Annotated in this window: 13 protein-coding genes; 6 read left to right on the forward strand and 7 right to left on the reverse strand. The window is 74.5% G+C overall.

Translation table 11 applies throughout. From position 1 onward, the window contains the following. The first annotated feature begins 89 nt into the window (after nucleotides 1-89). From ACFU0Y_RS12690 to ACFU0Y_RS12700, 3 genes are read left to right on the forward strand one after another with little or no spacing between them, the layout of a single operon-like run. Nucleotides 90-1,094: an ABC transporter permease gene (locus tag ACFU0Y_RS12690; protein ID WP_380214887.1), complete on the forward strand. Its 1,005-nt coding sequence runs from the start codon at nucleotides 90-92 to the stop codon at nucleotides 1,092-1,094. Continuing rightward, nucleotides 1,091-2,053: an ABC transporter permease gene (locus ACFU0Y_RS12695; RefSeq protein ID WP_380214888.1), complete on the forward strand. Its 963-nt coding sequence runs from the start codon at nucleotides 1,091-1,093 to the stop codon at nucleotides 2,051-2,053. Before ACFU0Y_RS12690 ends, ACFU0Y_RS12695 begins: the two co-directional genes overlap by 4 nt. Nucleotides 2,054-2,066: 13 nt before the next feature. After that, nucleotides 2,067-3,830, forward strand: coding sequence for a dipeptide ABC transporter ATP-binding protein (locus tag ACFU0Y_RS12700; RefSeq protein ID WP_380214889.1), 1,764 nt, complete (start codon nucleotides 2,067-2,069; stop codon nucleotides 3,828-3,830). A 41-nt stretch (nucleotides 3,831-3,871) separates the two neighbouring features. Here the strand turns inward: ACFU0Y_RS12700 and ACFU0Y_RS12705 are convergent, their stop codons facing one another. After that, nucleotides 3,872-4,243, reverse strand: coding sequence for a fluoride efflux transporter FluC (locus ACFU0Y_RS12705; protein ID WP_380214890.1), 372 nt, complete (start codon nucleotides 4,241-4,243; stop codon nucleotides 3,872-3,874). Then, nucleotides 4,240-4,650: a CrcB family protein gene (locus ACFU0Y_RS12710; protein ID WP_380214891.1), complete on the reverse strand. Its 411-nt coding sequence runs from the start codon at nucleotides 4,648-4,650 to the stop codon at nucleotides 4,240-4,242. The genes ACFU0Y_RS12705 and ACFU0Y_RS12710 overlap by 4 nt, the downstream gene beginning before the upstream one ends. Nucleotides 4,651-4,727: 77 nt before the next feature. On the opposite strand from ACFU0Y_RS12710, the gene ACFU0Y_RS12715 reads away from it, so the two are divergent. Beyond that, on the forward strand, nucleotides 4,728-5,810 hold the full coding sequence (locus ACFU0Y_RS12715) for an aromatic acid exporter family protein (protein ID WP_380214892.1): 1,083 nt from the start codon (nucleotides 4,728-4,730) through the stop codon (nucleotides 5,808-5,810). A 59-nt stretch (nucleotides 5,811-5,869) separates the two neighbouring features. On the opposite strand, the gene ACFU0Y_RS12720 is transcribed toward ACFU0Y_RS12715, so the two are convergent. The 5 genes from ACFU0Y_RS12720 to ACFU0Y_RS12740 form a co-directional block, all read right to left on the reverse strand. Continuing rightward, nucleotides 5,870-6,670 carry a hypothetical protein gene (locus ACFU0Y_RS12720; protein WP_380214894.1) on the reverse strand — a complete coding sequence of 267 codons (801 nt, stop codon included), beginning with the start codon at nucleotides 6,668-6,670 and terminating at the stop codon, nucleotides 5,870-5,872. Nucleotides 6,671-7,074: 404 nt separating this feature from the next. Continuing rightward, nucleotides 7,075-8,484, reverse strand: a complete 1,410-nt coding sequence (locus tag ACFU0Y_RS12725) for a rhodanese-like domain-containing protein (protein ID WP_380214895.1) — start codon at nucleotides 8,482-8,484, stop codon at nucleotides 7,075-7,077. 128 nt (nucleotides 8,485-8,612) lie between these two features. Continuing rightward, a complete protein-coding gene (locus tag ACFU0Y_RS12730) occupies nucleotides 8,613-9,755 on the reverse strand; it encodes a glycosyltransferase family 4 protein (protein ID WP_380214896.1) in 1,143 nt (380 codons plus the stop codon). An 8-nt stretch (nucleotides 9,756-9,763) separates the two neighbouring features. Further along, nucleotides 9,764-10,978 carry an NAD-dependent epimerase/dehydratase family protein gene (locus tag ACFU0Y_RS12735; RefSeq protein WP_380214897.1) on the reverse strand — a complete coding sequence of 405 codons (1,215 nt, stop codon included), beginning with the start codon at nucleotides 10,976-10,978 and terminating at the stop codon, nucleotides 9,764-9,766. A gap of 71 nt (nucleotides 10,979-11,049) precedes the next feature. Next, nucleotides 11,050-11,793: a methyltransferase domain-containing protein gene (locus tag ACFU0Y_RS12740; protein WP_380214899.1), complete on the reverse strand. Its 744-nt coding sequence runs from the start codon at nucleotides 11,791-11,793 to the stop codon at nucleotides 11,050-11,052. A 129-nt stretch (nucleotides 11,794-11,922) separates the two neighbouring features. Between ACFU0Y_RS12740 and ACFU0Y_RS12745 the strand changes: the two genes are divergently transcribed. After that, nucleotides 11,923-12,309, forward strand: coding sequence for a hypothetical protein (locus ACFU0Y_RS12745; protein ID WP_380214900.1), 387 nt, complete (start codon nucleotides 11,923-11,925; stop codon nucleotides 12,307-12,309). A gap of 48 nt (nucleotides 12,310-12,357) precedes the next feature. Beyond that, nucleotides 12,358-13,149, forward strand: a complete 792-nt coding sequence (locus tag ACFU0Y_RS12750; RefSeq protein WP_380214901.1) for a nitroreductase family protein — start codon at nucleotides 12,358-12,360, stop codon at nucleotides 13,147-13,149. Nucleotides 13,150-13,203 lie beyond the last annotated feature (54 nt).

Here is a 13,203-nt window from a genome sequence, read left to right on the forward strand (position 1 = left end):
TCCGGGGCGGCGCACCGTGCGCCGCCCCGGACCACCCCCGCCGTCCTCCCGGCGGCCCTCCCAGCCCCTCTCCGTCCGGAAGGACCGGAATGCTCCGCGTCATCGGCAAGCGGCTCGCCCTGCTCGTCCCCACCCTCTTCGGCCTGTCGGTCCTGCTCTTCGCATGGGTCCGCGCCCTGCCCGGCGGCCCGGCCACCGCGCTGCTGGGGGACAAGGCCACCCCCGAGGCCGTGGCCCGCATCAACGAGGCCTACGGCTTCGACCGCCCCCTGCTCGAGCAGTACGTGGTCTACATGGGCCAGCTCCTCCGGGGGGACTTCGGCGCCTCCATCGTGACCGGCCGGCCCGTGGTCGAGGAGTTCCTCACCCGCTTCCCCGCGACCCTCGAGCTCGCGCTCGTGGCGCTGGTCTTCGCCGTGGGCATCGGCGTCCCGCTCGGCTACGTGGCCGCCCGCCACCGCGGCAGGATCCTCGACCACTCCTCGGTGGTGCTGTCCCTGCTGGGCGTCACCGTCCCCGTCTTCTTCCTGGCGTTCATCCTCAAGTGGCTGCTGGCCATCCAGATCCCGCTCTTCCCGGCGGACGGACGGCAGGACCCGCGCATCGACGCCACGCACCACACCAACTTCTTCGTCCTCGACGGCGTCCTCACGGGCGAGTGGGACGCGGCGTGGGACGCGTTCCTGCACCTGATCCTGCCGGGCGTGGCCCTGGGCACGATCCCGCTGGCGATCATCGTGCGCATCACGCGCGCCTCGGTGCTCGAGGTGCAGAGCGCGGACTACGTGCGCACCGCCCGGGCCAAGGGCCTCACCCGCGGCCTGATCCGCGGCCGCTACATCCTGCGCAACGCCATGCTCCCCGTGGTCACCACCATCGGCCTGCAGACCGGTCTGCTGATCTCCGGGGCCGTGCTCACCGAGACGGTCTTCGCGTTCAACGGCATCGGCCGGTTCCTGCGGGACGCGATCTTCACCCTCGACTACCCCGTGCTCCAGGGCTTCATCATCTTCATCGCCCTGGCCTACTCCCTGATCAACCTGCTGGTGGACATCTCCTACAGCCTCATCGACCCCCGGGTGCGTGTCCAGTGAGCGCCACACTTCCTCCTGCCCCCTCCGGCCCCTCGCACACCGAGGGCCCCGAGGCCGTCACGACCACCCCGGGCACCACCGCCGCGGTCGGCACGAGCCTGTGGAAGGACGCCTTCCGCCGGCTGCGCCGCAACCCTGCGGCCATCGCCGGGGCCGTGATCGTCGGGGTCTTCCTGCTCGTGGCCCTCCTGGCCCCGTGGCTCGCCCCGTTCGGCGGCGAGGAGCTGCCCGGGCGCACCGAGATCACCCCCACCACGATCCCCGGCCCCGGGGACGTCGAGGGCTATCCGCTGGGCCTGGACCGCTTCGGCGGGGACCTGCTCTCCAAGCTCATCTGGGGGGCCCGCGCCTCCCTGGTCATCGGCGTGGTCTCCACTGCCCTGGGCCTGCTGGGCGGGATGGTCCTGGGCCTGCTGGCCGGCGGTCTCGGCGGCTGGGTGGACGGCGTCATCATGCGCTTCGTGGACATCCTGCTCTCCGTGCCCAACCTGCTGCTGGCGGTGTCCATCGCCGCGATCATGGGACAGAGCCAGTGGGCGGTCATGATCGCGATCGGCGCCTCGCAGGTGCCCATCTTCGCCCGCCTGCTGCGCTCCTCGATGCTGTCCCAGAAGGGCGCCGACTACATCCTCGCCGCGCAGACCCTGGGGCTGTCCCGCCGCACCATCACCATGAGCCACCTCCTGCCCAACAGCACCGGTCCGGTCATCGTCCAGGGAACCCTGACGCTGGCCACCGCGGTGATCGACGCGGCCGCCCTGTCCTTCCTGGGACTGGGCGGCGGCGTGCCGCAGACCGCCGAGTGGGGCCGCATGCTCACCTACGCCCAGGCCGAGCTGTCGATCGCCCCGCAGCTGGCGTTCCTGCCCGGCCTGTGCATCGCCGTCACCGCCCTGGGCTTCACCCTGCTGGGGGAGTCCCTGCGCGAGTCCCTCGATCCCAAGTCACGAACCGCGTGAGGTGCACCGACCGATGAGACCGGACCAGCCCGCCCCCGGGGCGGCCGCCGCCCCGCTGCTCGAGGTCGCGGACCTCGCCGTGGCCTTCAGCACGATGAACGGCTCCGTCCAGGCGGTGCACGAGGCGTCCCTGACCCTGCGCGAGGGCCGCACCCTCGCCATCGTGGGGGAGTCCGGCTCGGGCAAGTCCACCACGGCCATGTCCGTGATCGGGCTGCTGCCCGGCAACGGGCGGGTCACCGGCGGCTCCGTCCGCTTCGCGGGCCAGGAGCTCGTGGGCCTGGAGGAGACCCGGATGCGGCGGATCCGGGGCCGGCAGATCGGGCTCGTCCCGCAGGACCCCATGTCCAACCTCAACCCCGTGACCACGGTGGGGCGCCAGGTGGGCGAGACCCTGCTCGTGCACGGTCTGGCCACCCGCCAGGACGTGGACGAGAAGGTCGTGGCGGCGCTCGCGGCCGCGGGGCTGCCCGAGCCCGAGCGGCGCGCCCGGCAGTACCCGCACGAGTTCTCCGGGGGCATGCGCCAGCGCGCCCTCATCGCGATCGGGCTCTCCTGCCGGCCACGGCTGCTCATCGCCGACGAGCCGACCTCGGCCCTCGACGTCACCGTGCAGCGCACCATCCTCGACCAGATCGAACGGATGACCGAGGAGATCGGCACGTCCGTGCTGCTCATCACCCACGACCTCGGCCTGGCCGCCGAGCGCGCCCAGGACATCGTGGTGATGCACCGCGGGCGGGTCGTCGAGGCGGGTCCGTCCGCGCAGGTGCTCGAGGACCCGCAGGACGAGTACACCCGCCGCCTCGTGCAGGCGGCGCCCTCGGTGGCCGCGGCCCGCGTGGCGCGGCAGACCGCCCCGTCATCGGGCCGGACGGGAGCGGGTGCGACGGCGGCGGCTCCGGCGGCGGCCGGTCCGTCGACCTCGGGCCCGACGGCGGGGGGCGCCCCGGCCCCCGCCACCCCGGAGGCGGCCGGGGCCGCCGCCCGGGAGCCGCTCGTGGTGATCGAGGACCTCACCAAGGTCTTCAAGGGGCGGCTGGGACAGGCGGACTTCACCGCGGTCCAGGACGTCTCCCTCACGGTGCCCCGCGGCAGGACCGTGGCGATCGTGGGGGAGTCCGGGTCCGGGAAGACGACCACGGCGCGGATGCTGCTGAAGCTCTACGAGCCCACCTCGGGCTCGATCCGCTTCGACGGCCAGGACGTGACGGGGCTCCGGGGCAAGCGGCTGGCCGCGTTCCGGCAGCGCGTCCAGCCGATCTTCCAGGACCCGTACTCGTCCCTCAACCCGATGTTCACCATCGGGCGGATCGTCGAGGAGCCGCTGGCCACCTACGACCGCGGCACCCGCGCGGAGCGCCGCGACCGGGTGAAGTGGCTGCTCGAGGAGGTCGCCCTGCCGCCCTCGACGGTCAACCGCTATCCCAACGAGCTCTCCGGCGGCCAGCGCCAGCGCGTGGCGATCGCCCGGGCGCTGGCGCTGCAGCCGGAGCTCATCGTGTGCGACGAGCCGGTGTCCGCGCTGGACGTGCTCGTGCAGAAGCAGATCCTGGACCTGCTGGGGCGGCTGCAGGACGAGTTCGGGCTGTCCTACCTGTTCATCTCCCACGACCTCGCGGTGGTCCGGCTGATCTCGGACGAGGTGTGCGTGATGAAGGACGGCCGGCTGGTGGAGGCGGCCGCGAGCGAGCAGATCTTCACCGACCCCCAGCACCCGTACACCCGGCAGCTGCTGGCCTCGATCCCCGGCAACGAGCTGCGCGTCGGGGCCTGAGACCGGGCGCGGTCCGGCGGCAGGACGCGGGCGGCCCGCGCTCAGAACAGCGGTGCGGCCGCGGCCAGCCCGGCGAGAACGGCGAGCACGGTCAGCACGCCGGTGCCCGCGGCGTTGAGCACCGCCCGCAGCGCCTGCCGGTCCCGGACCAGCCGCACGGTGTCGGCCATCGCGGTGGAGAAGGTGGTGTACCCGCCGCAGAAGCCGACCACGGCGGCCGCCGCCGCGGGCCCGCCCAGTGCACCCGCCAGCGCGGCGCCGGAGAGCACACCGGCCAGGAAGGAGCCGCTCACGTTGACGACCACGGTGCCCGCGGGGAAGGACGTCCCCCACCGCTGCCGCACGGCCCCGTCCACGGCGAACCGGGCCACCGCGCCGAGCCCGCCGAGGAGGCAGATCAGCAGGGCGGTCACGCCCGCCGTCCCCGGGCCGCCAGGACCGTGCCGGCGAGACAGGCCAGGAACCCGCCGCCCAGGGAGATCCCCACGTAGGCCAGCGCCTGCCCCACGGCCCCTCCGGCCAGCAGCCGCTCGGCCTCGAGGGCGAGCGACGAGAACGTCGTGAACCCGCCCAGCGCCCCGGTGCCCGCGCCGAGGCGCAGCAGCGTCCCGCGCGGCGTCTCCTCGCCGCGCCGGAGCAGGGCCTCCAGGAGCAGCCCCAGCAGGAACGCCCCGAGCAGGTTCGCCGTCAGGGTCGCCAGGGGCCAGCCGGCCGCCGTGGGCAGCAGCACGGCGAGACCGTGGCGGGCCCCGGTGCCCAGCGTCCCGCCCGCCCCCACGGCCAGGACCAGCAGCAGGCGCCGGTGCGGGGGTCGGCTCATGGTGGGCTCCTCGGGGCGGGCTCCGGCGGGGAGCAGCGGGCGGCTCGATCCTACTGGCGGGTCCGTAGGATGTCCGGGTGCAGACGATACGCGGTGCCCGGATCCTCCTGGCCCTCAAGACCTCGCTCGCCGTGGCGTTGTCCTGGGTCGTGGCCCAGCGGATGCCCGGTGTCATCGACCAGTACCCCTACTACGCCCCGCTCGGCGCCATCTCCGCGATGTACCCGACCGTGCTGGGCTCGGTGCGCGCGGGACTGCAGACGGTGGCCGGCATCGCCCTGGGCATCGTCCTGGCGGCCGGGGTCCTGCTGATCGGCGACCCCACGACCCTGACGGTCGCCGTGGCGGTGGGACTGGGCGTCCTCCTGGCGGGCATCCGCCGACTCGGGGCCGGGGCGGAGTACGTCCCGGTCGGCGCCCTGTTCGTCCTCATCGTCGGGGGCCAGGACGCCGAGGGCTTCTCGGCGGGCTTCCTGGTGCAGATGTCAGTGGGCGTGGCCATCGGGCTGCTCGTCAACGTGACGGTCTTCCCGCCGCTGGACTTCCGCACCGCCCGCCTGCAGCTCGACCGGCTGCAGAACGTCGTCGTCGACTACCTCGAGGACGTCGCCGGGGAGCTCGCGGAGCCCGGCACCACCGGTGGGCGGGACTGGCGCCGGCGCAACCACTCGCTGGTGCGGATCACCGGCGAGGTGCGCGAGGCGGTCGACGAGTCCGCCCGCAGCGCCCGCGGCAATCCCCGGATGGTGCTCCGGCGGCGGCGGCACCGCACCGCGGACCCGGGCGACCCCGGCTACGACTCCCTGCTCCAGCTCGAGAACGTCATCTTCCACCTCCGCGGCTTCACGGACGCCGTGCGCGAGCTCTACGACCACGAGCAGCACGAGTGGCTGGTCCCCACGGCCCTGAGCGCCCGGCTCGCCGAGGCGGTGCAGTCCGGCGCCGACGCGGTGCGCGCGTGGGCCGCCGGTGAGGACCCCGAGGAGGCGGCCGAGCGGGTCCGGTCCCTCGTGGGGCGGCTCCACACCGACCTCACGGACCCGTCCCGGGCCGACGACCAGCTCGTCATGGCCGCGGCCCGGGACCTGGCCCGGCTCGTGGCGGTGCTGGACCCGCCGACCGCCCCACCGGGCGGCAGCAGCGCCGTGACCCGCGGCTGAGGCGCTCGCCCGGCAGGTGCCGTCCCGGCGGACGAGGGGGCGCCGGGACGGCGGGCGGCTCAGGAGCGGCTGCGCCGCCGGTGGAGCGCCCCGGCCGCGCTCGCGGCGATCCCCGCGACGACCAGGCCCGACAGCAGGCCGGCGCCGGGACGCCGCTCCTGCTCCGCGGCGGCCGTCTGCAGGTTGAGACCCGGGTTCACGGCAGTCGGCGCGGACTCCGCCGGCGCCGCCGGCACGGGGACCGGCGCGGCCTCCACGGGCGCCACCTCGACCGGCGCCGGGAGCACCGGCGCCGGGACCTCCGGAGCCACCACGGGGGCCGGGGCGGCGGGTGCCTCACAGGCCACGACGGCCTGGTCGAGGAGCACGAGGAGCTGGTTGAGCGTGGCCTCGTCGAGGGCCAGGTCGGCGAGGAGCGCCTCGAACGCCACGGCGGCGTCGGCGAGGGCCTGCTCGGCGGCGGCCGGGTCGAGCGCGCCGAGCGCGGCGGTCAGCTGCTGGTCGAGCTCCACGAGCCGGGCCTCGGCCTGCGCGACGGCAACCGGGTCACCGGACTCCTGGGCCGCCGCCAGGGCGACCGCGGCGGCCTCCAGCTCCTGCAGGCTCGGCCCGCCGGCGGCCTCGACGAGCGCCGCGTACTGCGCCTCGGCGGCGGCCACCGCCTCGGCGGACAGGTCGAGCGCCCCGAGCGACTCGGGGGTGAGCCCGGCCCCGGCCAGCGCCGCGTCCAGCTGCGCCGTGGCCTGCAGGCACGCCGGGTCCCCGGGGGCCGCGACGGCGGCCGGGGCCCCGAGGAGAAGGCCTCCGGCCAGCATCGCGGCGGTGGCGCCGGTGGCCGCCCATGTCGTTCCAGCAGTCATGTCCTGTGTCTCCTGTGCTCGGTCGTCGCCCCGGGGTCGTCCCGCGGCCGGCAGCGCGCGGCATGACCTCCCCCCGTGCCGCCGGTCCGCGCGGCGGCGGGGGCGGCAGGAAATGTCGTGCTGCTGGTCGTGCGGCGTGCACCGGCTCGCGGGAATCCGGAGCGCGTCCGACGGACTGCTGTGCCGTCAACGTACTTGCCGGTAAAGATTATTGGCAATAGTGAACACTGGGGCCGGGCCGGAAGAGGGCACCGCAGCTCGCACGGGGCCCGGCGGCGCCCGAGAGGTCCGGGTGCCGTCCCGGTCGCGCAGGACGGCCCGACGGGCAGTGCCCCGTCCCCCGGGTGCGGTGGCACCCGGGGGACGCGGTGCGGGTCGACGGGCGGAGCGTCCGGAGAGGGGGCTCAGTCGGCGGAGCTGCCGGCGAGAACTCCCTGCCGGGCGGACCAGGCGGCGTAGGAGCCCTCGAGCTCCACGACGTCGTAGCCGGCGTGGCGCAGCGCGGAGGCCACCACCGAGCTGCGCAGCCCGCTCTGGCAGTAGGTCACGACGGTGCCCTGCTCGGGGAGCCGGTCCAGGTTCCACAGGACCCGGCCGCCGTGCAGCTGGACGGAGCCGGGGACGTGCCCGGCGGTGTGCTCGCTCACGGCGCGCACGTCCAGCAGCATCGCCTTCTCGAGGGTCTCGACCTCCTCCGGTGCGACCAGCCGCGGCGTGGACTGCGGCAGGCTCTCGATCGTCGTGACATACCCGGCGACCGGGTCGATGCCCACCCGCACCAGGTGGTCCCAGAACTCCTGGGCCGCCTCCTGGTCCGGGGCCAGCAGCACCAGCGGGCGGTCATCGGTCTCGGGGTCCACGGCCCAGGCCGCGTAGGACGCGATCGACCGGCCGGCCGGGATGTTCAGCGCCCCGGTCACGGTCCCGGTGTGCACCTCGTCCGCGGACCGGGTGTCCACGAAGGTCACCTCGTCGGCCGCCAGCTGCTCGGCCACCTGCTGCGCGTCGAGCTCGGGCAGCGGGGCCCGCTCGCCCAGGACGGCCGGGCCGCGGCGGTTCTGGTTCTTCATCCGCCCGAAGTAGAACGGGGCGTCGGGCTGGCCCTCGAGGAGCTCCTGGATGAAGCCCTCCTCGTCGCCGGCCGCCAGGTAGGGGCCCCACCAGGCGTAGCGGCGCTCGTAGCCGACCGTGGTGGAGGGGATCGCGCCCAGGGCCTTGCCGCAGGCCGAGCCGGCCCCGTGGCCGGGGAAGACCTGGACGTGGTCGGGCAGGGTCAGGAACTTGGTGCGCAGGCTGGCGAACATCTGCTTCGCGCCGAGGAACCGGGTGTCCACCCCGCCGGCGGCCTCGTCCAGCAGGTCCGGGCGGCCCAGGTCGCCGGAGAACACGAAGTCGCCGGTGAGCAGATAGCCCGGCGCGTCGGCGAAGGCGCCGTCGGTGACCAGGAAGGACAGGTGCTCGGGGGTGTGGCCCGGGGTGTGCACCGCGGTCACCACGATGTTGCCGATGCGGATCTCGTCGCCGTCGTGCAGCCGGGCGGCCTCGAACTCGTACTGCCAGTCCTCCCCGCCCTCGCCGGAGACGTGGATGTCCGCGCCGGTGGCCGCGGCCAGCTCGCGGGTGCCGGAGAGGTAGTCGGCGTGGATGTGGGTCTCGGTGACCGCGGTGATCTGCATGCCGTTCCGGGCGGCCAGGTCCCGGTAGACGTCGATGTCCCGGCGGGCGTCGACCACCAGCGCCTGGCCGGTGCGCTGGCAGCCGATGACGTAGCCGGCCTGGGCGAGGTCCTCGTCGTAGATGCGCTCGATCAGCATGGAACTCTCCTTCGTCCGGTGGCTGGTGACGCGGGTCCGGGAAGGATTCCCGCGTCGTCCTGCACACCACGGTAATACCCCAGGGGGTATAGCGCAAGTACCCCCTGGGGTATCTTCTCGTCGGATCGTTACGAGCGTCGGCGGCGGCTCCGGTGCCGGTCGGCGGCCTCCTCGTAGGCGGCCACCAGGGCCTCCGTCGCGGTCCGCCAGCCGAGGCCCTCGGCCTCGGCCCTGCCGGCCGCGCCCATCCGTGCGCGCAGGGCCGCGTCGCCGAGCAGCCGGGCCAGGCCCCCGGTGAGCGCGTCCGCGTCCCCGGGCGGCACGAGCAGCCCGGTCCGCCCGTCGTCCACCGCGAACGGGATGCCGCCGGCCCGGGCGCCGACCACCGGCGTCGCGCTCGCCAGGGACTCCAGGGCCACGAGCCCCAGCGTCTCGGTGGTGGACGGGAACGCGAGCACGTCCGCCGAGGCGTACGCGGCCGCCAGCTCCTTCCCGGCGAGCCGGCCGGGGAAGACCGTGGGCGTGCCCGCGAAGCGCCGTTGGAGCTCCGCCCGGTGCGGGCCCTCGCCCACCACGGCGAGCCGGGTGCCGGGCAGTCGGCGGATCGGCTCGAGCAGCGCCGTCACGCTCTTCTCCCTCGACAGCCGCCCCACGGACAGCACCAGCCGCTCCCCGGGGTGTCCGCCGGTGAGCCGGGACCGCATCGCGGCGGAGAACCGGGCGGGGTGGAACAGCTCCGTGTCCACGCCCTTGGGCCACAGCGCCACGCGGCGCACCCCCAGGGCCGCGGCGCGCTCCACCATGGGGGCCGAGGTGCACAGGTTGACCTCGGCGAGGTCGTGGGTCGTGCGGATCCACCGCTCCACGGGCCGGCGCAGGGCGCCGAGCCCGTGCCCGAGCATGCTCATGTACTGCGGGACGTCCGTGTGGAAGGACGCCAGCAGCGGCAGGCCCCGCACCCGCGCCGAGAGCGCACCCCACGCGCCGAACCACACGGGGTTCACGGCGTGCACGACGTCGGGGCGGAACGCCGTCACGGCGCGCTCGACGCGCGGGGACGGCAGGCCGCCCCGGACGTCCCGGTACCAGGGGAAGGCCACGGACGGCGCCCCGACCACCCGGTGCGGGCCCCAGCGGTCCGGGGGATCCCCCGGCGTGAGCACGAGCACCTCGTGGCCGAGTCCGGCGAGCTCCTCGAGGGTGTGCGTCAGGCGCGTCACCACGCCGTCGACGTTCGGGACGAAGACGTCCGTCCAGAGCGCGATCCGCATCCGCCGGCTCAGGCGCCCACGGCCGCGGGACGGACCGGCCGCGCCGGGATGCCGGGCCGCCGGCGGGTGTTCCACACGGACGTGGCCGGGATGCGGTCCGGGTCCACCCGGTGGGCCCAGCGCACGGCCGTCTGCTCGATCTCGAGCAGCAGCCCCTCCGAGAGGGTGGTGGGCCGCAGACCGAGGTCCAGGAACGCGGAGTTGTCGACGTGCAGGTCGTTCTCCGCGGACTCCTGGCGGGGATTGGGGACCGTGGCCACCTCCGCGCCGGTGAGCCGGGCCACGAGCCGGGCGAGGTCCCGGACCCGGTGGGTCTCCGTCATCTGGTTGAAGATCCTCACCCGGTCCCCGGCCGACGGGGGGTGGAGCAGGGCCAGCTCCACGCACCGGACCGTGTCCTGGATGTGGATGAATGCGCGGGTCTGCCCGCCGGTGCCGTGCACGGTCAGCGGGTGGCCGACCGCCGCCTGGACGAGGAACCGGTTGAGGACCGTGCCGTAGTCGCCGTCGTAGTCGAAGCGGTTGACGAGCCGCTCGTCGAGCGCCGTCTCCGGGGTGCCGGTGCCCCAGACGATGCCCTGGTGCAGGTCCGTGATCCGCAGCCGGTCGTTCTTCGCGTAGAACGCGAACATGGTCTGATCCAGCACCTTGGTCATGTGGTAGAGCGAGCCGGGGTTCGAGGGGTAGAGGATCTGCTGGGGGACGCCGCCGTCCGGACCGGGGACCTGTACGTCCAGGTAGCCCTCCGGGATCCGCATCCCGGCGCTGCCGTACCCGTAGACGCCCATGGTGCCCAGGTGCACCACGTGGACGTCCAGGCCGGACTCGACGACCGCGCACAGCACGTGGTGCGTGGCGTTGACGTTGTTGTCCACGGTGTAGCGCTTCGTGGCGGGGGAGCGCATCGAGTACGGCGCCGCCCGCTGCTCGGCGAAGTGCACCACGGCGTCCGGGCGCTCGGTCAGGAGCAGGTCGAGGAACGCCTCGTAGTCCTCCGCGAGGTCGAGCTCGACGGCGTCGATCCGCCGGCCGGTGACCTCCGACCAGGCGGCGCGGCGCTCGTCGAGACCGCAGATGGGGGTCAGCGACGCCGTCCCCAGCTGGTCGTCGATGGCACGGCGGGAGAAGTCGTCGACCACCACCACGTCGTGGCCGCGCGCGGACAGGTGCAGGGCCGCGGGCCAGCCGCAGAAGCCGTCGCCACCGAGGATCACGATCTTCACCGGTGCTCCGTTCCCGGGCCGGCCGGTGCCGGGCCCGTCGTGTCCGTGCCAGTCTGCGGGGCACGCGTGAATCAGGGATGAACGTCCAGGGTCATCTGCTGGTGGGCGAACGAGCCGGACGGCACCCGCCAGGCGGGCCCGGCGAGCTCGAGCAGCTCGTGGGGCAGGTAGGCGCGGCGCAGGGACCGCAGCCCGTCGGTGCGCAGGAAGGACCCCGGGGCCAGGGGCAGCACGCCCACCGAGTACAGCCGGTAGGCCGCCGGGCTGCGCACGAGGTCGTTGTGCACCGCGAGCCGCCGGGCCAGGCGCTCGGAGTCCTCGGCGAGCTCCCGCAGCGGCCCGGGGTCCAGGTGGTGGAGCAGGTGGTTGGAGACCACCACGTCGAACGCCTCGCCGGCCGCGACCAGATCCCGGCTGGTGACCCGCCGGAAGACCGGGGGCACGGCCCCCGGGTGCCGGGCCGACCAGCGGGCGGTCCGGGCCGTGGCCCACTCGTGCGCCCGGGCGTCCGGGTCGATGCCGGTGATCCGCAGCGCGATCCCGTCCCGCTGCGCCCACCGGGCCAGGGCGCGGGCCACGTCCCCGCCGCCGGCGCCGACGTCCAGGAGGGTCAGCGGCCGGCCGGGCTCGGCGAGGGGCCGGATCCGGCGCCGGTAGGTGTCGGACCAGCCGGCGACCAGGGAGTTGACGACGTCGAAGCGCGCGTAGGTGCGCCGCAGCGCGGCGAGGTCGCAGCAGGGGTCGTCCATGAGCTCGCGCAGCTCGGCGTCCCGCCGCGAGAGGTCGGGCCGGGCGTGCGACAGGACGGAGGGCATCTGCCCATTCTCCGCGGGCCGACACGATCCGCCAAGGAGCACGGCCGGCCGGGAGCGGCGTGCCGCCCCGTCACTAGACTGGAGCTCCCGGCCGGTGCCGGGCAGGACCGGACGGCAGGAGGGGACCGCGTGGGACACACCGTGCGCGCCGTGGGCTCGCGGCCCGGCCCGTGGATCGGCCTCGCGAGCGCGTGCTGGGCCGCCAACGCCGCCCTGGGGGCGTCCGTGGGCGCCGGGCTCGTGCACACGGGCCGGTTCCGCTGGATCCACCACGCCCTCTACATCGCCACCACCACGACGACGGCGCTGGCCGCGGTCCTCTCCGCCGCCTCACCCACCGCCTCCGGGCGCGCGGCGGGCCGGGCACTGGCCCCGGCGCTGCTGCCCCTGGCCGCCCTGCCGCACATCGGCACGCCCGCCCAGGGCCACCCGCGCCGCCACGCGCTCGCGGCGCTGTCCGCGGCGCCGTTCTACGGCACCGCCCTGCTCCGCACCCGCGCCGCCCGCACGGGCTGACCGCCCCGACCTGCCTCGCCCGACCCGACCGATCTGACCGGAGAGCACATGGAGTTCCTCGACGTCGTCTTCAACCGCCGCACCACCAACGGCCCGTTCCTGCCGGACCGGGTGTCCCCGGAGCACCAGAGGCTGCTGCTGCGCACGGCCGCGGCCGCGCCCTCCCAGTTCAACAGCCAGCCGTGGCGCTTCGTGCTGATCGAGGACCGGGTGACCATCGACCGGATCGCCCGGATCAGCGCCGACTCGATGACGCAGGTGATGGCGGAGGGGACCTTCTTCGACCGGTACAAGCGCTACTTCCACTTCAGCAGGCAGGAGATGGAGGAGCAGCGCTTCGGGATGCTCTTCGACAAGCTCCCCGCGGTGCTGCGCCCGTTCACCAAGAAGGCGTTCACCCCGGGCGGGCAGGCGATGATGAACCGGCTGAGAGTGCCCCAGACCCTCGGTGCGGAGAACCACAAGCTCGTGGCCGGGTCCCCCCTGCTGCTCGGCGTGATGCTCGACCGCCGCGAGTACCGGCCCGGCGAGCTCTCCGGGTTCTACTCCCTGTTCTCGATGGGTGCGGCCATGGAGAACCTCTGGCTGACCACCGTGGAGCTCGGCATGGGCATCCAGTTCATCTCCTTCCCCATGGAGGCCCCCGCCCGGTGGGCCGAGATCGTGGACCTCCTGCACGTGCCCGAGGAACTCGAGCTCATGGCCGTCTACCGGCTGGGCTACGTCCCCGAGGAGCACCGCCGCCCGGCCATCGACTGGTCCAGCCGGGAACGGCGACGGATCTCCCAGTACGTCTTCCGGGAGTCCTGCGCCACGCCGCAGGAGGGGTGGGACGACTGACCGACGCCCTGGCCGGGGAAGCACTCGGCCCGCGGGAGCTCCGGGGAGCTCCCG

Source organism: Kocuria sp. NPDC057446 (assembly GCF_042802875.1).
GTDB lineage: Bacteria > Actinomycetota > Actinomycetes > Actinomycetales > Micrococcaceae > Kocuria.

What these genes read in the sequence shown, in the direction of transcription:
- ACFU0Y_RS12690 (WP_380214887.1), top strand. Translation starts at nt 90, where the DNA reads ATGCTCCGCGTCATCGGCAAGCGGCTCGCCCTGCTCGTCCCCACCCTC.
- ACFU0Y_RS12700 (WP_380214889.1), top strand. Translation starts at nt 2,067, where the DNA reads ATGAGACCGGACCAGCCCGCCCCCGGGGCGGCCGCCGCCCCGCTGCTC.
- ACFU0Y_RS12710 (WP_380214891.1), bottom strand. Translation starts at nt 4,650, where the DNA reads ATGAGCCGACCCCCGCACCGGCGCCTGCTGCTGGTCCTGGCCGTGGGG.
- ACFU0Y_RS12720 (WP_380214894.1), bottom strand. Translation starts at nt 6,670, where the DNA reads ATGACTGCTGGAACGACATGGGCGGCCACCGGCGCCACCGCCGCGATG.
- ACFU0Y_RS12725 (WP_380214895.1), bottom strand. Translation starts at nt 8,484, where the DNA reads ATGCTGATCGAGCGCATCTACGACGAGGACCTCGCCCAGGCCGGCTAC.
- ACFU0Y_RS12730 (WP_380214896.1), bottom strand. Translation starts at nt 9,755, where the DNA reads ATGCGGATCGCGCTCTGGACGGACGTCTTCGTCCCGAACGTCGACGGC.
- ACFU0Y_RS12740 (WP_380214899.1), bottom strand. Translation starts at nt 11,793, where the DNA reads ATGCCCTCCGTCCTGTCGCACGCCCGGCCCGACCTCTCGCGGCGGGAC.
- ACFU0Y_RS12750 (WP_380214901.1), top strand. Translation starts at nt 12,358, where the DNA reads ATGGAGTTCCTCGACGTCGTCTTCAACCGCCGCACCACCAACGGCCCG.